The sequence below is a fragment of the Streptomyces sp. A 4/2 genome, assembly GCF_940670765.1.
Taxonomy (GTDB): domain Bacteria; phylum Actinomycetota; class Actinomycetes; order Streptomycetales; family Streptomycetaceae; genus Streptomyces.
Window position 1 is genome coordinate 345,142 of the sequence record NZ_CALNVW010000019.1, and the last position, 18,471, is coordinate 363,612.

The 18,471-nt window shown below is 70.8% G+C and carries 21 protein-coding genes; 14 read left to right on the plus strand and 7 right to left on the minus strand.

The annotated features are described in order from the left end of the window. Window positions 1-426: 426 nt before the first annotated feature. Window positions 427-1,386 (plus strand): transporter, encoded by a 960-nt coding sequence (locus tag NBY69_RS14255; protein ID WP_250301236.1) that lies wholly within the window; start codon window positions 427-429, stop codon window positions 1,384-1,386. A 175-nt stretch (window positions 1,387-1,561) separates the two neighbouring features. Then, window positions 1,562-2,323, plus strand: coding sequence for a class I SAM-dependent methyltransferase (locus NBY69_RS14260; RefSeq protein WP_250301237.1), 762 nt, complete (start codon window positions 1,562-1,564; stop codon window positions 2,321-2,323). 109 nt (window positions 2,324-2,432) lie between these two features. On the opposite strand, the gene NBY69_RS14265 is transcribed toward NBY69_RS14260, so the two are convergent. Then, window positions 2,433-3,272 carry an enoyl-CoA hydratase/isomerase family protein gene (locus tag NBY69_RS14265; protein ID WP_284348080.1) on the minus strand — a complete coding sequence of 280 codons (840 nt, stop codon included), beginning with the start codon at window positions 3,270-3,272 and terminating at the stop codon, window positions 2,433-2,435. A gap of 29 nt (window positions 3,273-3,301) precedes the next feature. Continuing rightward, entirely contained in the window at window positions 3,302-4,225 is a 924-nt protein-coding gene (cynR, locus tag NBY69_RS14270; protein WP_250301238.1) for a transcriptional regulator CynR, read from the minus strand. A gap of 124 nt (window positions 4,226-4,349) precedes the next feature. On the opposite strand from cynR, the gene NBY69_RS14275 reads away from it, so the two are divergent. From NBY69_RS14275 to NBY69_RS14285, 3 genes are all read left to right on the plus strand, one after another. Next, window positions 4,350-5,015, plus strand: a complete 666-nt coding sequence (locus tag NBY69_RS14275) for a carbonic anhydrase (RefSeq protein WP_250301239.1) — start codon at window positions 4,350-4,352, stop codon at window positions 5,013-5,015. A gap of 84 nt (window positions 5,016-5,099) precedes the next feature. Further along, window positions 5,100-5,570, plus strand: coding sequence for a cyanase (cynS, locus tag NBY69_RS14280; RefSeq protein ID WP_250301240.1), 471 nt, complete (start codon window positions 5,100-5,102; stop codon window positions 5,568-5,570). Window positions 5,571-5,669: 99 nt separating this feature from the next. After that, on the plus strand, window positions 5,670-6,167 hold the full coding sequence (locus NBY69_RS14285) for a nucleoside deaminase (RefSeq protein WP_250301241.1): 498 nt from the start codon (window positions 5,670-5,672) through the stop codon (window positions 6,165-6,167). A 122-nt stretch (window positions 6,168-6,289) separates the two neighbouring features. Here NBY69_RS14285 and NBY69_RS14290 read toward each other — a convergent pair whose 3' ends face one another. Continuing rightward, the gene (locus tag NBY69_RS14290) at window positions 6,290-8,515 is read right to left on the minus strand and encodes an acetate--CoA ligase family protein (protein WP_250301242.1); all 2,226 of its coding nucleotides are present in this window, start codon (window positions 8,513-8,515) and stop codon (window positions 6,290-6,292) included. A 160-nt stretch (window positions 8,516-8,675) separates the two neighbouring features. Further along, complete coding sequence (locus NBY69_RS14295) at window positions 8,676-10,031, minus strand: MFS transporter (protein WP_250301243.1); 1,356 nt, start codon at window positions 10,029-10,031, stop codon at window positions 8,676-8,678. 105 nt (window positions 10,032-10,136) lie between these two features. Here NBY69_RS14295 and NBY69_RS14300 point away from each other — a divergent pair, with 105 nt between their 5' ends. Next, on the plus strand, window positions 10,137-10,766 hold the full coding sequence (locus NBY69_RS14300) for a TetR/AcrR family transcriptional regulator (protein WP_250301244.1): 630 nt from the start codon (window positions 10,137-10,139) through the stop codon (window positions 10,764-10,766). A gap of 75 nt (window positions 10,767-10,841) precedes the next feature. Here NBY69_RS14300 and NBY69_RS14305 read toward each other — a convergent pair whose 3' ends face one another. Continuing rightward, on the minus strand, window positions 10,842-11,981 hold the full coding sequence (locus NBY69_RS14305; protein ID WP_250301245.1) for an NAD(P)/FAD-dependent oxidoreductase: 1,140 nt from the start codon (window positions 11,979-11,981) through the stop codon (window positions 10,842-10,844). A 169-nt stretch (window positions 11,982-12,150) separates the two neighbouring features. On the opposite strand from NBY69_RS14305, the gene NBY69_RS14310 reads away from it, so the two are divergent. The 6 genes from NBY69_RS14310 to lepB all read left to right on the plus strand — a co-directional run bounded on the left by NBY69_RS14310 (window position 12,151) and on the right by lepB (window position 16,238). Continuing rightward, a complete protein-coding gene (locus NBY69_RS14310; RefSeq protein WP_250301246.1) occupies window positions 12,151-12,603 on the plus strand; it encodes a DoxX family membrane protein in 453 nt (150 codons plus the stop codon). After that, a complete protein-coding gene (locus tag NBY69_RS14315; protein WP_250301247.1) occupies window positions 12,600-13,091 on the plus strand; it encodes a Zn-ribbon domain-containing OB-fold protein in 492 nt (163 codons plus the stop codon). The genes NBY69_RS14310 and NBY69_RS14315 overlap by 4 nt, the downstream gene beginning before the upstream one ends. Before the next feature lie 249 nt (window positions 13,092-13,340). Beyond that, a complete protein-coding gene (locus tag NBY69_RS14320; protein WP_250301248.1) occupies window positions 13,341-13,910 on the plus strand; it encodes a DUF3291 domain-containing protein in 570 nt (189 codons plus the stop codon). A 181-nt stretch (window positions 13,911-14,091) separates the two neighbouring features. Continuing rightward, on the plus strand, window positions 14,092-14,736 hold the full coding sequence (locus NBY69_RS14325; RefSeq protein ID WP_250301249.1) for a dihydrofolate reductase family protein: 645 nt from the start codon (window positions 14,092-14,094) through the stop codon (window positions 14,734-14,736). A gap of 175 nt (window positions 14,737-14,911) precedes the next feature. After that, window positions 14,912-15,508 carry a GNAT family N-acetyltransferase gene (locus NBY69_RS14330; RefSeq protein WP_250301250.1) on the plus strand — a complete coding sequence of 199 codons (597 nt, stop codon included), beginning with the start codon at window positions 14,912-14,914 and terminating at the stop codon, window positions 15,506-15,508. 49 nt (window positions 15,509-15,557) lie between these two features. Then, on the plus strand, window positions 15,558-16,238 hold the full coding sequence (lepB, locus tag NBY69_RS14335; protein ID WP_250301251.1) for a signal peptidase I: 681 nt from the start codon (window positions 15,558-15,560) through the stop codon (window positions 16,236-16,238). On the opposite strand, the gene NBY69_RS14340 is transcribed toward lepB, so the two are convergent. Both NBY69_RS14340 and NBY69_RS14345 read right to left on the minus strand, forming a co-directional pair. Continuing rightward, a complete protein-coding gene (locus NBY69_RS14340) occupies window positions 16,187-16,846 on the minus strand; it encodes a pyridoxal 5'-phosphate synthase (RefSeq protein WP_250301252.1) in 660 nt (219 codons plus the stop codon). The two genes, lepB and NBY69_RS14340, sit on opposite strands and share 52 nt — an antisense overlap. A gap of 29 nt (window positions 16,847-16,875) precedes the next feature. Beyond that, complete coding sequence (locus NBY69_RS14345; RefSeq protein ID WP_250301253.1) at window positions 16,876-17,295, minus strand: hypothetical protein; 420 nt, start codon at window positions 17,293-17,295, stop codon at window positions 16,876-16,878. Between the two features lie 84 nt (window positions 17,296-17,379). On the opposite strand from NBY69_RS14345, the gene NBY69_RS14350 reads away from it, so the two are divergent. Both NBY69_RS14350 and NBY69_RS14355 read left to right on the plus strand, forming a co-directional pair. After that, the gene (locus NBY69_RS14350) at window positions 17,380-18,216 is read left to right on the plus strand and encodes a helix-turn-helix transcriptional regulator (RefSeq protein WP_250301254.1); all 837 of its coding nucleotides are present in this window, start codon (window positions 17,380-17,382) and stop codon (window positions 18,214-18,216) included. Then, window positions 18,213-18,452, plus strand: a complete 240-nt coding sequence (locus NBY69_RS14355) for a DUF397 domain-containing protein (RefSeq protein WP_250301255.1) — start codon at window positions 18,213-18,215, stop codon at window positions 18,450-18,452. The genes NBY69_RS14350 and NBY69_RS14355 overlap by 4 nt, the downstream gene beginning before the upstream one ends. Window positions 18,453-18,471: the final 19 nt, after the last annotated feature.

The window sequence follows — 18,471 nt, forward strand, 5'->3', positions numbered from 1 at the left end:
CGAGGTCATGGGCCTGCTGATGGCCGAGGTCGCCGAGCGTTCCATCAGCGTCGTCATGTCCTCGCACGTGCTCGCCGAGCTGGAGAACGTCTGCGACCACGTCCTGCTGCTCAAGGGCGGCGGCGTCCGGCTGACCGGTGACGCCCAGGACCTGTGCGACAGCCACACCCTGCTCACCGGCCGCGCCGACGAGGGCGCCGCCGACGGGCTGCCGCCCGAACTGGACCGCGCCACGGTCGTGGAAGTCACCGTCACCGGGCGCCAGGTCACCGCCATGGTCCGCGGCGGCGGTCCCGCCGGAAGCCGCTGGGACACCGCCCGCCCCTCGCTGGAAGAACTCCTGCTCGCCCACCTCCGCGCCCCGGTGCCGCCGCTCCCGGGCCAGGGCGCCGCACCGTCCGTACCCACCACAGAGGAGGCCGAAGCGTGAGGGGCACCCTCTGGCTGGCCTGGCGCCAGCAGCGCATCCAGATAGCCGTCGGCGTGGTCGTCGTCGCGGCCTGCGCGCTCTATGTCGCGCTGCAGCGCGCGGACATGACGTCGTTCATCGACAGTCATCACGTCGCTCTCTGCAAGGGGTGGAACGGCCCCTGCGTCGACAGCCCGTACGTTCTCGAACTGCTCTACACCCACGCCGACCACATCAGGATGCTCGGCTGGATCAGCGCGGCCCTGCCGGTGCTCATCGGCCTCTTCTGGGGTGCGCCCCTGATCGGCCGCGAGCTGGAGAGCGGCACCTACCGGCTGGCGCTCACCCAGGGCGTGGGACCGGTCCGCTGGTTCGTCTCCCGCTTCGGTCTCGCCGCGCTCTGCACGGTGGTGGGCTCGGCCGCGTTCGCCGGGCTCGTCGCCTGGTGGTGGGCGCCGATCTCCAACATGCTCGACGGCCCCTACTGGTACGACAGCGCCATCTTCGACGCCACCGGCCCGGCCGCCGTGGCCGGCGCCCTCTTCGGCCTCGCCGCCGGAACCGCGGCCGGGCTGCTGGTGCGCCGGGTGCTGCCTGCGATGGGGGTGACGCTGGTCGTCGTCCTGGGCGTCCGCGCCGTACTGGACGCGTGCCGCTTCCACCTCGGCTGGCTCACCCCGCTCACCCGGACCAGCCCCGGTATGCAGCCCAAGGCGCTGATCGGCAGCGCCAGGTCCGCCGGGGACTGGGGATACCTCACCCCGTCCGGCAAGCACGAGGGGATCGTCAACTGCGAGTTCTCGGGCGCCGAACTCAAGCGGTGCATGGCTGAACACGGTTATGTCGGCCGCTTCTACAAGGTCTATCCCAGCAGCGACTTCTGGTCCTTGCAGGCGATCGAGTCGGCCGTCTTCCTGGTGCTGGCCGTGGCGCTGATCGCGCTGATCGTCGTGAGGCTGCGCGGCCGGCGCTTCTAGGACGGGTCCCGGGGGCCGGCCCGACTCAGCCCGTCCCCGCCCGCCCGTCTCCGTTTCCCCGTCTCTGCCTCCCCGTCCACCCGTCCACCCGTCCATCCGTCCACCCGTCCATCCGTACGCACGTCACACCACACCCGCCGTCACCTCGGAGGTCCGCACCGTGTCGTCCAAAGCCATGCTCAAAAACCGAACCAGCTTGTCCCACAAGGTCCGTTATGCAGTGATGAATCCCGCTCGGGTCGCGCCGTACGTGAAGCGGACCGCGCGGGACAGCTGGCTCCGTATCAAGCACCCGAACCACGTCGACTACTACCGCGCCGTCATGGCCTCCGACACTGCCCGCAACCCGGAGGCGGCCGTCGGCAGTCAGACCCACGACCGGTGGCTGGCGCTCGGCAAGATGCAGTTCGACTACCTCGGCGAGCACGGGCTCACTCCCGCGCACCGGATGCTCGACATCGGCTGCGGCAACCTCCGTGCGGGCTGGCGCTTCATCGATTACCTGGACAGCGGCCACTACTACGGCATCGACATCTCGCCCGACATCCTCATATCCGCCAAGGAGACCCTGACCAGGTACAACCTCCAGGCGAAGCTGCCGCACCTGACCATCACCCAGAACCTGAAGCTGGAATTCCTCCCGGACGCCCACTTCGACGTGGTGCATGCGCACAGCGTCTTCTCGCACTCGCCGCTCGACGTCATCGACGAGTGCTTCTCCCACGTCGGCCGCATCCTGGCACCCGGCGGCTTCTTCGACTTCACCTTCGACCGGACCGAGGGGACCGAACACCAGGTACTGCGGGAGGACTTCTACTACCGCACCGGGACACTGATCGCGCTGGCCGAGAAGCGGGGGCTGCGCGGCCGGTTCATGGACGACTGGGAGACCCGCAAGCACGGCCAGTCGAAGATCCGGGTCAGCAACCCGGAGTAGGACCGACCGGCATGGGGGCGGCGGCCGGGCGGCATACGCGCGCCCGGCCCGCTTTCCACCGGCCGGGCGCCCGCTCCGCCTTCCATCGAGAGGGTGCCCGGTCCGCCTTCTACCGGCCCCGGTACTCCGGCGCCCTCCGCTCCACGAAGCTCGCCACTCCCTCGTTCGCGTCGGCCGTCGTCATGTTGATCTCCTGGGCGGCGGCCTCGGCGGCGAACGCGGTGGCGCGGTCCGACTCCAGTGAGCTGTTCACCAGTTGCTTGGTGAGGGCGAGGGCGCGGGTGGGCCCCTGCGCGAGGCGCTCGGCCCAGGCGTGGGCGGTCTTCAGCAGCTCCTCGTCGGGCACCACCCGGTTGACCAGGCCCATCCGTTCCGCGTCGGCCGCCGGGAGCGAGTCGCCGAAGAACATCAGCTCCTTGGCGCGCTGCGGGCCGACCAGCCGGGGCAACAGATACGCGCCGCCGCCGTCCGGGACCAGCCCGCGGCGGACGAACACCTCGATGAACTTGGCGGATTCCGCGGCCAGTACGAGATCACAGGCCAGCGCGAGGTGGGCGCCGATCCCGGCCGCGGTGCCGTTGACCGCGGCGATCACCGGCTTCTCGCAGTCGAGTACGGCGGCTACGAGGCGCTGCGCGCCCAGCCGGATCGTGCGGGCCACATCGCCGGGGACCCGCTCGCCGGTGGCGGGCGCGCCCCGGAGGTCGGCGCCCGCGCAGAATCCCCTGCCGGTCGCGGTGATGACGACCGCCCGGATGTCCGGGTCGGCGGTGGCCTCCGCCAGCAGGCCGATGATGCGCTCGCGCTGCGACCAGGTGACCGCGTTCATCGCCTCGGGCCGGTTGAGGGTGATGAGGGAGACGGAGTCACGGACGGTGTGCAGGACGGTGTCCGGGACGGAGGTGGGGGCCGAGGTCGGGGCTTCGGGCGTCGTGCTCTCGGAAGTCATCGGGGCCTTTCGGCAGTCGGGCGGCCGGGTCACGGCGCCGGGGCGGGCGGGGCGTAACCGCGTGCGCGGACCAGTTCACGGGTCAGGTCGGTGAAGGCGCGGGCGGCGGCGCTCCGGTAGGCGCCCTCACGTCGCAGCAGCGTGACGGTTCGGGCCGGGAGGGGCGGTTCGAGGGGGACGGGCGTCAGATGGGGGTGGTCGTGGGTGATGGCGTCGGGCAGGACCGTGGCCAGCGGGGTGCGCCGGACGATTTCGGTCAGGGCCTGGATGGAGTTGGCCTCCACCGCGATGTGCGGTCGCACCCGGTGGGCCGCGAAGTAGGCATCGATGTGGCCACGGGTGGCGAAGTCCGCGCTGAGCAGCGCGAGTTGTTGTGCGGTCAGCTCCTGTACGGAGCGGGGCGCGCCGGGTTCGGCAGCGGCGCCCGGCCGGTGGTCGCCCACGACCAAGCTCAGGGTCTCGGTGAACAGTGCCGTCGAGGCGATACCGGCCGGACGGGGGCCGTCGAAGGCGATACCGAGGTCGACCGTGTCGGCCAGCAGCCCGGACTCGATGCGGTCCTGGGTCGTCTCCCGCACGTCCAGCGTGATGCCGGGGTGCCGGGTGTGGAGTTCGGCGACCAGGGGACCCACCAGGTAGGCGGTGAAGGTCGGGGTGACCGCCAGCCGCAGCGTTCCCCGCGAGAGGTCGGCGACATCCAGTACGGCGCGTTCGGCCGCAGCCAGATCCCGCAGGGCGCGGCGCGCGTAGTGCGTGTACGCCCGGCCCGCGTCGGTGAGCCGTACGGTGCGGCCCGTGCGGTCGAGGAGCTGGGCTCCCACCGTCCGCTCCAGCTGCCTGACCTGCTGGGACAGGGTGGGCTGGGAGACGCGCAGGTCTTCCGCCGCGCGGGTGAAGCTGCCGTGCTCGGCGACGGCGAGCAGATAGCGCAGATGACGGAGTTCCGGAGCCATGGCCGCAACTATAGATGTCACCAATGGCTGACATGTGTAGTGCGTCTTGGACGCTATAGGGCCAGCTCATGCATGGTGGATTCCGTCGGCCCCGCAGGACCGGCAGCCACCGAAGGGAGTGACCATGCATGACCTTGCCGAAGGCGTCGCCCGATTCCAGCACGACGTCTTCCCCGCCAAGGCGGAACTCTTCACGCACCTCGCCGGTACCCACCGCCCGACGACCCTGTTCATCAGCTGCTCCGACGCCCGGGTGGTGCCCGAGCTGATCACCCAGAGCGAGCCGGGCGAGCTGTTCGTCATCCGGACCGCGGGCAACCTCGTACCGGCGCACGCCCCCGGCCCGGACGGCGTCGCGGCCAGTATCGAGTACGCCGTCGCCGTCCTGGGGGTGTCCGAGATCGTGGTGTGCGGGCACTCCGCCTGCGGCGCCATGACCGCCCTCGCCGAGCAGCACGACCTCACCGGGCTGCCGGCGGTCGCCGACTGGCTGCGGCACGCCGATGCCTCCCGGGCGCGTGCCACCGCCGCGAACGGCGCGATGGACGCGGCTGCTCTGGTGCGCGAGAACGTACGGGCGCAGCTGGTGAACCTCGCGACCCACCCCTCGGTGGCCCGCGCCCTCGCCGAGCGCACGCTGAGCCTGCACGGCTGGGTCTACGACATCCCGGCCGGGACCGTCGAGGTGCTCGACCCCGCGGGGCCGCCACCTGCCATGGGCGCCACCGATTCCACCGATTCCACCGGCTTCACCGATTCCCTGGGCCACCCGGCTGCCCTCGCGGCCTGACCGTTCGCCCGTACCCCCCACCCCGAACCCCCCGCCGCGCCCCGAACCCGGCGCACGGCACCCCTCCGGAAGGAAGTCCCTCCCATGCTGCACGCCCAGCTCGACCCCACCGCCCGCCAGGCCCTGGCCGTGACCGCCGTCGAGGCGAAGGTGCGCAAGGACCTGTCCTGGCAGCAGATCGCCGACGCCGCCGGTCTGTCGGTCGCCTTCGTCACCGCCGCCGTGCTCGGCCAGCACGCCCTGCCCGAGGAGTCCGCGCGCGCCGTCGCCGAGCTGCTGGGCCTGGACGACGATGCGGCGCTGCTGCTCCGTACCGTCCCGATGCGCGGCTCCATCGAGGGCGGCATCCCGACCGACCCGACCATCTACCGCTTCTACGAAATGCTCCAGGTCTACGGCACCACGCTGAAGGCGCTGGTCCACGAGCAGTTCGGCGACGGCATCATCAGCGCGATCAACTTCCGGCTGGACGTGCAGAAGGTCGCCGACCCCGAGGGCGGGGAGCGCGCGGTCATCACCCTGGACGGCAAGTACCTCCCGACGAAGCCCTTCTGAAGGCCGCATCGGTGACTGCCGAGCCGGTGACTGCCGCATCGCGGTGGTCACCGGCGCCCGGCCCCGGCCCCGCCCCTCACGCCCCCTGAAGGAGACCCGATGGACTTCGCACAGCGCACGATCGACCTCGCCCGCCGCAACGTCGAGGAGGGCGGGCGCCCCTTCGCGACCGTCATCGTCAAGGACGGCGAGATCCTGGCCGAGAGCGGCAACAAGGTCGCCCAGACCTCCGACCCCACCGCGCACGCCGAGGTGCTCGCCATCCGCGAGGCGTGCACGAAGCTCGGCACCGAGCACCTGACCGGCACGGTCATCTACGTACTCGCCCACCCGTGCCCGATGTGCCTGGGCGCGCTGTACTACTGCTCCCCGGACGAGGTGGTGTTCCTGACCACCCGCGACGCCTACGAACCGCACTACGTGGACGACCGCAAGTACTTCGAACTGGACACCTTCTACGGTGAGTTCGCCAAGGACTACACCCAGCGCCGCCTGCCGATGCGCCACGAGCCGCGCGAGGCGGCCACTGATGTGTACCGGACGTGGCAGGAGCGCAACGGCGGTGAGCGCCGGGTACCGGGCGCCCCCACCGCCTGACCGCCCACCGCCTGACCGCCCACCGCCTGACGGCCCGCAATCCGGCCGCCGATGGGGCGCCGGGTCCCCACGCCCCGGCGCCCCCGCTCGCGTCACCGGAACCGGAACCGTCACCGGAACCGTCACCGGCACACCGCGAGCGCGTCCAGCGCCACCGCCCCCTGCCCGCGTCCCAGCACCATCAGCGGATTCACATCCAGTTCCGCCAGCTGGTCCCCCAGCTCCAGCGCCATCCGCTGCACCCGGAGCACCACCTCCACCAGCGCGTCCACGTCCGCCGGCGGCGCCCCCCGTACCCCGCCCTCCAGCAGCGGGTGGCCGCGCAGTTCGCCGAGCATCGCCCGTGCCTGGTCCTCGCCGAACGGGGGCACCCGCACCGCCGTGTCGCCGAGCAGTTCGACCAGGACGCCGCCCAGGCCGACCGTCACCGTCGGGCCGAACAGGGCGTCCGTGGTGACGCCCACGACCATCTCCACCCCGCGTTCCACCATCTGGCAGACCAGGATGCCATCCAGTTCGATCCCTTCGTACCGGGCGATGTCGGTCAGCTCGCGGTACGCGTCCCGCACCTGGCTGGCCGAGGTCAACCCGACCTTCACCAGGCCGAGTTCGGTCTTGTGGGCCAGCTGCGCCCCCGACGCCTTCATGACGACCGGGTAGCCGACGAGACCGGCCGCCCGTACCGCGGCGGCGGCGCTCGTCACCAGCTGTTCGCGCGGGACGCGGATCCCGTACGCCCGCAGCAGTTGCTTCGCCGCGTGCTCGCTGAGCTGCTGGTTCGGGCGCATCAGGGCCTGCGCCTTGCGGAAGGAGGGGGACGGGGTGCGGGGCGCCTCGTCGAAGGGGGAGGTGTAGTGGGCGGTGAAGCGGTGGTGGTCCAGGTACGCCTTCACCGCGGTGACGCAGTTGCCGAAGGTACGGAAGGTGGCCACCCGGGACGAGCCGAGCAGCGTCGTGCGGTACGCCTCCTCGGTGCCGACCGGCGACCCCCACACCACACACACCAGCTTGTCCGTGGCCTCGGCCGCGTCCACCAGGTCCTGGGCCAGTTTGTCGCTCATCGGCGGGAACGGGCCGGTGATCGGACAGATCAGGACCCCCACCTCCGGGTCGGCGAGAATCGCGTCGATGATCTTCCGGCCGCGCCAGTCGCCCACCGGGTGGCCGCCGTTGTCGACGGGGTTCGCGACGTTCAGGTACTCCGGTATCCAGGTGTGCAGCTCGTCCTGTTTGTCGGCGGACAGCGTCGGCAGCGCGATGCCCGCCGCCGTCGCCAGGTCGGCGAAGTGCGCACCCGTGCCGCCGGAGATCGAGTAGACCACCACGCCTTCGGCCTGCGGCTTCCTGGCACGGGCCAACAGGGCGGAGGTGTCCTGGAGTTCGTCCAGCCCGTTCACCCGGACCACCCCGAACTGCCGCATGGCCGCGTCGACCACCTGGTCCGCGCCGGTGAGCTTGCCGGTGTGGGAAGCGGCCGACCTGGCGCCAAGCTCCGTACGCCCCACCTTGACCGCGACCACCGGCACCCCCGCGCGCGCCGCCCGGTCCGCGGCGAGCAGGAAGGAACGGCCGTCCTTCAGGCCCTCGACGTAGCACGCGATGGCCCCGACCTCGGGGCGCTCGGCGAAGTACGAGATGAAGTCGGAGGTCTCCAGGTCGGCCTCGTTGCCGGTGGGCGCCCAGTGCGAGAGGCGTATGCCCAGCTCCTGCATGGCGAAGACCGGGCGGCCCTGGTGGCCGGACTGGGTGATCAGCGCGACCGCCGGGCCCTCCAGGTCGTCGCGGAACTTCTCGAAGGCGTTGAGATTGGTGTTCGGGCCCAGCAGCCGCAGGCCCGAGCGCTCCACGGCCGCCGTCAGCCGGGTCTGGGCGCTCGCGCCCTCCTCGCCGGTCTCGGCGAACCCGGAGGCGAAGGCCACCGCGAACTTCACCTTGGCCTCGGCCAGTTGCTGGATGACCGGCAGTGGGTCGGCGACCAGCAGGACGGCCAGGTCGACCTGTTCGGGCAGCGCGGCCACGGTGGGCGAGCAGGGGATGCCGAAGACCGACTCGCGCGTCGGATGTACGGGGAACAGCCGGGCGCCCACCCGTTCCGACCAGGCCATCAGCTGGCGGGTGATCCCGGTGTTGGGCCGCCCTTCGGCGTCGGACGCGCCGATGACGGCCACCGACTCGGGCCGGAAGAACCGGTCCAGGTCGGGCACGGACGCGTACAGCGGGCGCCCGCTGACGTCCAGGTCGCCTTCCGCTGCTGCCGTGCCGTGGACGGCGACGGGGGGCTGCTCCCCGCAGGCCACCACGCGCGCACGGAAGTCGGTGGTGAGGGTGCCGTGAGTCGATCCAAGCATCGTTTCCGCCCGCTCCTGCTCGATGGCCGAAGAACCTGACACTTAGTCAGGTTACTGAACTGACGGCCCGTCAGGAACAGTGCTGCAAGCAAAGACTGTGGCGGAGGGGGCGGCGTGGCCCGTCCCGCTCGGCCGGGCGAGGCGCCCCGGCCCGTCCCGGTCAGCCGGCCGAGGCGGCCCGGCGGTGGCCGCGCAGGGCGTGCACTCCCGCCGCTGCGGTGCCGACGCACAGGGCGGCGGCGCTGAAGCCCAGCGACGCGTGGACGCCGATGGCGGCGCCCAGCAGGCCGACGGTGAAGCCGCTGCCCGCGCGCAGTCCGTTGGCGGACATGCCGTAGACGCCGAGGACCCGGCCGCGGTCGGCGGCGGGGGCGACCAGCTGCACGACGGTCTGGCCGATCGACATCGAGGCCAGGTTGGCGACGCCGCCGACCAGCAGCAGCATCAGGGCCACCGGGTAGCTGGTGGTGAGGGCGAAGAAGAGGCTGGTCACGCCGTACACGGCGGTACTGATGACGGCGGCGGGCACATGGGGTTTGATCCACCCGGTCGCCTCCAGGACGATGCCGCCGACGACTCCGCCCGCACCGTTGGCGAACAGCAGGACCCCGTAGGCGAGTCCGGCACTTCCGGCGCCGAGGTCGTGGGCGAAGATCGGCATCGAGGACTGGAGCGAGGCGCCGACGAAGAAGGAGCCCAGACCGCCCAGGATGATCATGCTGACCAGGGTGCGGTTGGCCGCGATCTGCCGTATGACACGCAGCGATTCCAGTGGTCCCACCCGTGGCCGGCTGTGCCGGTCGCGGGTGTGGCCGGTGAATTTGGTACGGAAGAGGAAGAGCGTCAGCGGCAGGTAGAACGCGACGTTGGCGAAGATGCCGGCGGTGGGGCCGAGCCCCAGCAGCAGCGCGGATCCGACGACCGGGCCGAACAGGACGCCCAGGCTGCGGAAGGTGGCGTTCAGCCGTACCGCGCTGGGCAGTTCGGTGGGGCCGACGAAGTCGTGCAGCATCAACTGCTCGCCCGGACTCCACAGCGAACCGGCCAGGCCGTGCAGGACGAGCAGGACGCACGCCTCCCACATGTGGAGGGAGTCGGTGAGGAACAGGATGCCCCAGGTGACGGAGACCGCCATGAACAGGCCCTGCGCCGCCTGGATGATGCGGCGGCAGTCGTAGCGGTCGGCCAGCGAGCCGAACCACATCGAGAGCAGCAGGAACGGCACCCAGTGGCTGATGACCTGGAACCCGGTCAGCGCCGGGGAGTGGAACGTCTGCCACAGCACCCAGTAGGTGATGACGTGTTCGATGTTGTCGGCCATCATCGAGAGCGCCGCGCCGAACAGGTACGGACGGCAGTCGCGGTTACGCAGCGCGGCGAACCGCTGGGGCGGGCCCGCGGGCGGGGCGGAGTTCAGGGTCTTGTCGGTCAACGCCCCGGTGGGCGGGCCCTCTTCCGGCTCCGCCAGGTGGGTGGAAATGCCGCAGGCGGCACACATCCTCGGTTGTCTCCTCATGAGATTCAGGCTGTGAACGTGTGAGCGAAGGTGTAGCCGCTAGAGTAGACGCACCGTTGCGTGAGGTCTAGGGCGGCTGACTATCCTGGGGTAAAGGGAGGCGCCATGGGAGTTGCGGCAGGATCCGCCCGGGGTGGGGCCGTCGGTACGTCGGGCCGACGCCACCACGGCAATCGGCACGGGCGCAGCGAGATCGCCCGGTTCGCGGTGCTGGAGGCGGCCGACGACCTGCTCGCCGAGAAGGGCTTCGCGGGCGTCACGATGGAGGGCATCGCGGCGCGGGCCGGGGTCGCCAAGCAGACCATCTACCGCTGGTGGCGCACCAAGACCGACGTCCTGATGGACGCCTTCCTGCAGGATGTGGCGGAGGAGCCGCCTTCGCTCGACCACGGCGATGTCGCGCGCGACCTGAGCGATCACCTGGGCCGGCTGGGCCACTTCCTCGGCGGGACCGATCCCGGGGCTGTCTTCAAGGCGCTGATGGCACAGAGCCAGCACGACCCGGCGTTCGCCGAGGTCTTCCGGGCCAGGTACCTCGACGAGCAGCGCCGCCGCGACCGTGCGCCGCTGGAGCGCGCCGTACTGCGCGGGGAGCTGCCCGCGGACCTCGACGTGGCCGCCGAGACCGACCAGATCGTGGGCCCGCTCTACTACCGCGTCCTGGTCACGGACGAGCCGGTCGGCAAGGACTTCACCGACCGGCTGGTCGAATCCTTCCTGCGCCGCCTGGGCTGACAGGGCGGCTGGCAGGGCGAGTGACGGGGCGGGTGACGGGGCGGCGCCCGTCGGGCCGGGCCGGTAGCGCCGTGCTCACCGCCGGGCTATGGCCGAAGCGATCTTCCGCGCGTCGATGGCCAGCTCGCGGAGCATCCCGCTGATCGGGTTGGTGAACCCGGTGAAGTAGAGCCCCGGCGCCTGCTTCGGCGTGCGGCGCCCGTGCGTGACCGGCCGCCCCCGTCCGTCCAGTACGCCCAAGTGCCCCACCAGCGGCTCCAGTCCGCGCCGGTAGCCGGTCGCCGCTATCACCGCGTCCGGTTGGATCCGGGCGCCGTCGGCCAGGACCACCGTGCCGCCGTCGAAGGAGTCCACGGCCGCGACCGGTTCGACCCGTCCGGTGCGCACCGCGGCGATCAGCCCGACGTCCTGCACGGGGATCGCCCCCTGGCGCACCCGCGAGTACAGACCGGTGTCGGGGCGCGGCAGCCCCTGCGCGGAGAGGTCGGGCACCGCGATCCGGCTCATCAGCCCGGCGGCCCGGTCCACCAGCCGGGTCGGCAGTCTGCGGACCAGGATGCCGGTGTACTGCGCGGGCCACCCGGCCGTCGAGCGCCGGAGGATGTGCGGAACCGTACGGATCGCCAGCCGTACCCGGGCCGCGCCGCCCTCCACCAGGTCGACGGCGATCTCCGCACCGGTGTTCCCCGCGCCGACGACGAGCACGTCCCGGCCCGCGTACGGACCCGCCTCGCGGTACTCGCCCGCGTGCAGCAGCTCCCCGCTGTACGTGTCCGCGCCCGCCCGGTCCGGCAGCGCCGGGGTGTGGTTGTAGCCGGTGGCCACGACCACCGCGCGCCCGTTCAACTGCCGCCCGCCGGTGGCGTGCAGCAGCCAGCCGGAGCCCTCGGCGGGGGTGATGCGGGAGACCTCGACCCCCGTGACGATCTCCAGCTCCTGGTGCCGCGCGTACGTCTCCAGGTACCGCACGACGTCCTCGCGCGCCACCCAGCGCCCGAAGGAGCGCGGCATCCGCAGCCCCGGCAGGGACGAGTGCCGCCGGGTGGTGTGCAGGTGCAGCCGGTTGTAGTGGCGGCGCCAGGAGGCCCCGACGGCGTCGGACTTCTCCAGTACGACGGCCCGTACTCCCTGGTCGCGCAGCGCGGCGGCAACGGCCAGGCCACCCGGTCCGGCGCCGATGACGTAGACGGGCCGGGCGTCGTTCGTGTCGTCCATGAATCGGAGCGTAACCGCCCATTCCGTTGATAGGTCACGGTCAAGGTCACAACCGGTTGCGAATCGATCACGCCTGCACGCCCCTTGCGCGCGACACCTTCCATCGGCTGAACTGACGTACCGTCAGAAAGCTGATGGGTACGTTCGGAAGGCGAGTGAGGAAGCCCCGATGCATTCGATCTGGCTCAGCGGCGCCGAATGGCTCGCCGTACTCCGTATCGGACTCGGTCTGTGGTGGCTGGAGAGCTGGCGCCACAAGGACAAGTCGGCCTGGTTCGAACGGGGTACGGGCATCGCCTGGGCGGCGGACGTCGCGGGCAAGCACAAGTGGCCGGTGGTGAAGCGCGGCTTCGAGAAGGTGGTCGCGCCCCGCCCCAAGGTGATGGCATACGTCGTCGTCTACGCCGAACTCGCCCTGGGACTCGGCCTGGTGGTCGGCCTCCTGACCCCCGTGGCGCTCGTCGCGGGCCTCCTCCTGAACCTCCTCTACCTGGTGCTGATGATCCACGACTGGGCCGAACAGGGGCAGAACGCGATGATGGCGCTGATCTCCCTGGCCGCCCTCGGCGCGATGGCCTGGCAGACCTGGTCCCTCGACCACGCGATCGGACTCTTCTCATGACCAAGCCCGCGACCCCGTCCGCGACCCCGCCCGCCACGCCTGCCGCGACCCCGCCCGCGCGCCCGGCCGCACGGTTCGACCTCCCCGAACCCGACGCCTTCACCGAGCCCTACTGGGACGCCGCCCGCGAGGGCCACCTGCTGATCCGGCGCTGCGGCGCCTGCGCGAAGCCGCACCACTATCCGCGCGAGTTCTGCCCGCACTGCTGGAGCGAGGACGTCACCTGGGAACGGGCGAGCGGCCGGGCCACCCTCTACACCTGGTCCGTCGTCCACCGCAACGACCTGCCCCCCTTCGGCTCCCGCGTCCCGTACACGGCCGCGGTCGTCGACCTGGCCGAGGGGCCGCGCATGATGACGGAGATCGTCGACTGCCCGGAGGACGACCTGCGGATCGGCATGGCGCTGGACGTCACCTTCCGGGAGCTGACCCCCGGTACGTCCGTACCGGTCTTCCGGAAGGCTGCGACGCCGGACGCCGCGCGGTAGTCGCCGGAACGGCGGTCGGCGAAAAGGCCTGTGCAGGAAGCCACTTGGACCGCCAAAAGGCAACTTCGACATGGCCCGCAAAGGCAGCTAACTTCACCTGGCGTTCGGCGGTCGCCCATGGTCGTACAGGGGTTCCTTCAGGCTGAGCCACCTGTCACGGGACGAGTGGGTCACACCCCACGAATCCTCGCCCATGCGTAGTCCACCGAATCGGGTCCGCACCAGGCACCCCCGACCAGGGAGAGACGCATGCCCCATCTTGCTCTGTACACCTTCGGCGTCCTGAAATCACCCCTCGCCGATCCCGCACGTCTGACGAGGGAGTTCCACGAGAGCGGTGCGGCCGTCTACCGGGAGATCGGCGGGCACCCCGCGTACATCGCTCGTGCTGAAGCGGCAGATCGCAGCCTGGGCGCACGGACGGATTTCGAATCGGACTGGGGTGAGTGGGGAGAGTTCGCTGTTCCGGCCTGGTACGAGAAGGGCCGCACCCCGGAAACCATCGCCCTGGCCGCGACCCTCTCGCTCTGGACCGACCTGCGCCCCGCCTTCGACTCCCTCTACACCGGTCCGCACCGCGCGGCGCTCAGCAGGCGTTCCGACTGGTTCGAGAGGACGGGACACCCGGGTCATGTGCTCTGGTGGGTCGCCGACGGCACGATACCCACCTGGCAGGAGGGGGTTTCCGGGCTGGAACACCTCCACGACCACGGACCCGCGCCGCACGCCTTCACCTTCCACCACTCGTTCGCACCGGACGGAACTCCGACCAGGAGCGAAGGCGGCGGGCCGGGACCGACGCGCGTCGAAGTGCATTGAGCCGCAGATTCTCTAGAGTTGCCAAGAGCCCCGGCAAGGTCACGGCGGCGTAGAGGCAGCAGCCCGTGAGCCACGCCCTGGGTATCCCCGACGACCAGGACCTGTCCGGTCACGGCCGCAGCGATGAGTTCGGCCGATCCGGCGAGTCTCATCACCGTTGTCGACAACACAGGAGGAACACGTGGCTCAGCTACTGAGAGTCCAGAACATCACCGTCTCCAGTGACGGGATCGGTGCCGGTGAGGACCAGACCCTTGAGAGGCCGTTCGGGCATGTCGATCCCGAGAGGCTGTTCTCCTGGGCCGGCGCCACAGCCAGCTGGCCCATGCGCACCGACTCCGGCGGGAGCCGCGGCATCGACGACTACTTCACTCGGGACTTCACCCGCAACATCGGCGCCGAGATCATGGGCCGCAACAAGTTCGGACCCCAGCGCGGGCCCTGGCAGGACCACGACTGGCTCGGCTGGTGGGGCGACGAGCCGCCGTTCCACACCCCGGTGTTCGTCATGACCCACCACGAGCGGCCTTCGTTCTCGCTCTCCGACACCACGTTCCACTTCGTCGACGGCGACCCGGCCACCGTCCTCGAACAGGCGCGGGAGGCGGCGCAGGGCAAGGACGTCCGACTCGGCGGTGGCGTCACCACCATCCGGGAGTTCCTGGACGCCGACCTCGTCGACACCATGCACGTGGCGGTCTCGCCGGTGGAGCTCGGGTCCGGAGTGCACCTCTGGGAGTCACCCGACGAGCTGCTCGACCGGTTCCACCTCGAGGTCGTGGCCAGCCCGAGTGGTATGTCGCACCACCTGTTCTGGCGGAAGTGACGCGGGGACCCATCCGGGGGTGAGCGGGGTCAGCTGCTGGTTGCCGACCCCGCACATCCACGACGTGGACGGATCCCGGAGTCGAACATCCGGGAGACATCCGGGAGACATCCGCAAAGCCTGAACACCCGCCCCCTCGGCGGACCCCCACCGCCCCCGCGTGTTCAATAGCCGTATGACCGACATGCGGAACCAGCCGGAGGTGTACGGACTCGGCCTCGGCCTGCGCCCCTGGGACGTGGCCGATGCCGCCGTGCTGCTGCGTGGTGTCACCGACCCCGAGTTCCGGCGCTGGAACACCGTCCGGCGCCCCGTCACCGATCTCGAATCCGCCCGCGCCGCGATCGAGAGGCGGGCCGAGGCCTGGCGCCGCGACGAGCTCGCGCAGTTCGCCGTCCTGGAGGACGGAGCGGTCGTCGGGGGCGTGGGGATCACCCGCATCGACCGTCATATGCGCCGCTCGGGCGTCGGCTACTGGGTGCTGCCGGAGCGCCGCCGCCGGGGCATCGCCACCCGCGCGCTGGAGCTGTGCAGCCGCTGGGCCTTCGAGCAGGAGAACCTCCACCGCATCGAGCTGGGCCACGCCCTGGAGAACGCCGGGTCCTGCCGGGTCGCGGAGCGCTGCGGCTATCTGTACGAGGGAACCCGGCGCGGGGCCATGCACCAGGCCCAGCGGATCGGCACCTACCGCGACCAGCATCTGCATGCCCGGCTGGCCTCGGACGCGTATCCGGAAGTCGACCAGCCGTGCCCACCTCGCCCCGGAGCGTAACGCTCCACCGGTCGAGGACGCAGGAACAGATGACGAAGGGGGTCCGGAAATGGGCGAGGGACGCGCGCTGACGGTCACTGGGTGGGTGCTGGGCGGAATCGGTGTCGTACTTCTGGCCGTCGCCGCCTACTGGGGATTCCGGGGGTACGAGTCGGTCACCATGTCGACCGACTCGATGGCACCGACCTTCCGCAAGGGGGACCGGGTGGCCGTCGAGAAGAGCAACGGCAACGGACTGCACCACGGTGAGATGGTCATCTACCGCACCTCCGACCGCTACGACGGCGCCGACGTACTGCAACGCGTCATCGCGCTCGGCGGCGACCACCTCGTCTTCGACGGGACCCAGCTCCTGCTCAACGGCTCGGCACTGGTCGAGCCGTACCTCGACGGCGGGAACCAGGGCACGTCGCCCGCCTACGACGTACAGGTCCCGAAGGGCCGGATGTTCACCCTCGGCGACAACCGCGCCGACTCGATGGACTCCCGCTTCTTCCTGGCCGACCAGTCGGGAACCCTCTCCGTACGGGTGGTGCGCGGCCGGACCATCGACAACCCCGCCATGACGCTGCTGCTGGGCGGGAGCGCCCTCGGCGGCACGCTCCTCGCCCTCGCGGGCGCCGGGTTCGGACTCGCGGGCCGGGTGGTCCGCCGCCGGCACCTGGCCGCCGTGGTGCCCTACGGCCAGAGCAGCTCCCGCCCCCAGCTGCGCCCCTTCGTACGCCGGTAACGCAGCCGCACATGACGCCGCCGGGCGTCGCCCTGGAAGAACTCGACCTCGACCGGGTCCAGTACGTACCGCGTCCAGGACGGCACCGGCGCCTCCGGCTCGGCCTGCGCCCGCTCCCACGCCGCGGCCGAGGCCCGCTCCAACTCGCCGAGCGAGCCCAGCACCTCACTCATCCGCCCGGTCAGCGCGGCGGCCAGCGCCCCCGTCGACCGCCCGTGCAGATCGGCCTGTCCCTCCGCCGACGGCGCCGCCGTCACCGGCCCGCGCACCCGCACCTGCCGGGCCTGCGCCGCCCAGTAGAACCCGAGCGCGGCAGCGGGCCGCTCGGCGAGCTGGCGCCCCTTCGCGCTGCCGGAGTGCGAGGCGAAGTGCCAGCCGCGCTCGTCCGCCCCGTGCAGCATCAGGGTCCGTACGTCGGGACACCCCTCGGCATCGACGGTGGCGAGCGTCATGGTGTGCGGCTCGGGCTGCCCGGCAGCGGCGGCGGAGCGCAGCCACTCCCGGAAGAGGGGGAGCGGCGCGTCGGGGGCCGAGTCCGGGTCGAACTGCGGAAGTTCGGGCAGGTCCCAGACGCGCAGGGTGTGCAGGAACTCGGTGAAGTCGTCCATACGGACATTGTGGCCATGCCGGGCCCCGGTCACCTCATGGTCTCCTCCGGATCGCGGCAGAGCTGCGCCGTGATCACCCCGTGCAGCAGCTCCGGATCGACGAACGTCCCCTCCACCGGCGGATCGCACCGCCACTGGAGCGGATACGTGTTGCCGTCCGGCGCCGGGATCCCGATGTACTGATCCCGCGCGGACGGCCCGTAACAGGTCACCCCCGGCGGCCAGTCGAACTCGTGCGAGGACCCCGGCGGAATCAGGAAGTACGTCCACCGGCCCCCGGCGATCTCCCGCACGACGGGCCCCGGGAACCCGTCGGTGAGCGTGGCGAGATGGTGCAGTACGGCCTCGCCGCGCACACCCCGGACCCGGATGGCATCGAAGTGCACCCCGGTCAGTCGGAGTTGGTGGCCCGTGGCCGGTACCCAATCAGGGAGATTTTCCGTCGTCATGGCTACGAGCATCGGGCCGATTGCGTAGCGTGACCAGAGGAATCCGGTGCACATCGGGACGATGTGGAAAGGCAGGATGATCTTGTGGCAACCAGCAAGCCGAGTGAAGTGAACGCGGCCCAGCCGTCCCCGGCGAGGCGGCACGTAGGGGACCTGATCAGGAACTTCCGCTCCCGGGCGGGCCTGACCCGGCAGGACGTGGGCGAACGCCTGCTCATCTCGGAGTCCCTGGCCGGGGCGTACGAACGGGGCGAGCGCATCCCGACGACGAGCTTCCTGCACGACGCGGACGGGGTACTGGACGCGCGGGGCGCGCTCAAGTCCTGCATCCCGCTGATGGAGGACGAGAAGTACCCGCGCACGTTCGTGGGGTGGGTACGGCTGGAGAAGATCGCGTCCAGCATCAGCGCGTACGAGAACATGTTCTTCCCGGGTCTGTTGCAGACCGAGGAGTACATCCAGGCGCTGTACGAGGAGCGCGTCCCGCAGTTCTCCGAGGCGGAGATCGAGAAGCACGTCGAGGCGCGGCTGGAACGACAGGCGGTGCTGATGCGGGACCCGCTGCCGATCGTCTCGTACGTCATCGAGGAGTCGGTACTTGAGCGCCCGATCGGCGGGCGGACGGTACTGCGGAACCAGATGCTGCACATGCTGAAGTGCATGCAGACGATGCACCATCTGATGGTGCAGGTGATGCCTACGGCGAGGCCTGCGCATGCGGGGTTGAACGGTCCGTTCCAGATGGCCAGCACGCCGGACGGGCGTAATTGGGCCTACGACGAGAGCCAGGCGGGAGGTACGTTGATTTCCAAGCCGCAGCAGGTCAACCAACTGATCGACCGCTTCGGAAAGTTGCGGGCCCAGGCACTTACCCCCTGGGAGTCCGCAGAACTGATCGAGAGGATGGCGGATCGGCTATGAGAACCGAGCTGGCCTGGTTCAAGAGCAGCTACAGCAACAACGAGGGCGGGGCGTGCCTCGAAGTCGCCTGTGAGTGGCGCAAGTCGAGCTACAGCGGCAACGAGGGCGGTGCCTGCGTAGAGGTGGCAGCCCACCCCCACGCCATCCACATCCGCGACTCCAAGGTCCCCGACGGCCCGACCTTCACGGTCGCCCCGGCGGCCTGGACGACCTTCGTGGAGCAGCTCCCCGGCTGACCGCATCGAAGCAGGGCGG

Coding starts and splice junctions, on each gene's coding strand:
- NBY69_RS14260 (WP_250301237.1), top strand. CDS start 1,562: ATGCTCAAAAACCGAACCAGCTTGTCCCACAAGGTCCGTTATGCAGTG.
- NBY69_RS14265 (WP_284348080.1), bottom strand. CDS start 3,272: ATGACTTCCGAGAGCACGACGCCCGAAGCCCCGACCTCGGCCCCCACC.
- cynR (WP_250301238.1), bottom strand. CDS start 4,225: ATGGCTCCGGAACTCCGTCATCTGCGCTATCTGCTCGCCGTCGCCGAG.
- NBY69_RS14275 (WP_250301239.1), top strand. CDS start 4,350: ATGCATGACCTTGCCGAAGGCGTCGCCCGATTCCAGCACGACGTCTTC.
- cynS (WP_250301240.1), top strand. CDS start 5,100: ATGCTGCACGCCCAGCTCGACCCCACCGCCCGCCAGGCCCTGGCCGTG.
- NBY69_RS14285 (WP_250301241.1), top strand. CDS start 5,670: ATGGACTTCGCACAGCGCACGATCGACCTCGCCCGCCGCAACGTCGAG.
- NBY69_RS14290 (WP_250301242.1), bottom strand. CDS start 8,515: ATGCTTGGATCGACTCACGGCACCCTCACCACCGACTTCCGTGCGCGC.
- NBY69_RS14295 (WP_250301243.1), bottom strand. CDS start 10,031: ATGAGGAGACAACCGAGGATGTGTGCCGCCTGCGGCATTTCCACCCAC.
- NBY69_RS14300 (WP_250301244.1), top strand. CDS start 10,137: ATGGGAGTTGCGGCAGGATCCGCCCGGGGTGGGGCCGTCGGTACGTCG.
- NBY69_RS14305 (WP_250301245.1), bottom strand. CDS start 11,981: ATGGACGACACGAACGACGCCCGGCCCGTCTACGTCATCGGCGCCGGA.
- NBY69_RS14310 (WP_250301246.1), top strand. CDS start 12,151: ATGCATTCGATCTGGCTCAGCGGCGCCGAATGGCTCGCCGTACTCCGT.
- NBY69_RS14315 (WP_250301247.1), top strand. CDS start 12,600: ATGACCAAGCCCGCGACCCCGTCCGCGACCCCGCCCGCCACGCCTGCC.
- NBY69_RS14320 (WP_250301248.1), top strand. CDS start 13,341: ATGCCCCATCTTGCTCTGTACACCTTCGGCGTCCTGAAATCACCCCTC.
- NBY69_RS14330 (WP_250301250.1), top strand. CDS start 14,912: ATGACCGACATGCGGAACCAGCCGGAGGTGTACGGACTCGGCCTCGGC.
- lepB (WP_250301251.1), top strand. CDS start 15,558: ATGGGCGAGGGACGCGCGCTGACGGTCACTGGGTGGGTGCTGGGCGGA.
- NBY69_RS14340 (WP_250301252.1), bottom strand. CDS start 16,846: ATGGACGACTTCACCGAGTTCCTGCACACCCTGCGCGTCTGGGACCTG.
- NBY69_RS14345 (WP_250301253.1), bottom strand. CDS start 17,295: ATGACGACGGAAAATCTCCCTGATTGGGTACCGGCCACGGGCCACCAA.
- NBY69_RS14355 (WP_250301255.1), top strand. CDS start 18,213: ATGAGAACCGAGCTGGCCTGGTTCAAGAGCAGCTACAGCAACAACGAG.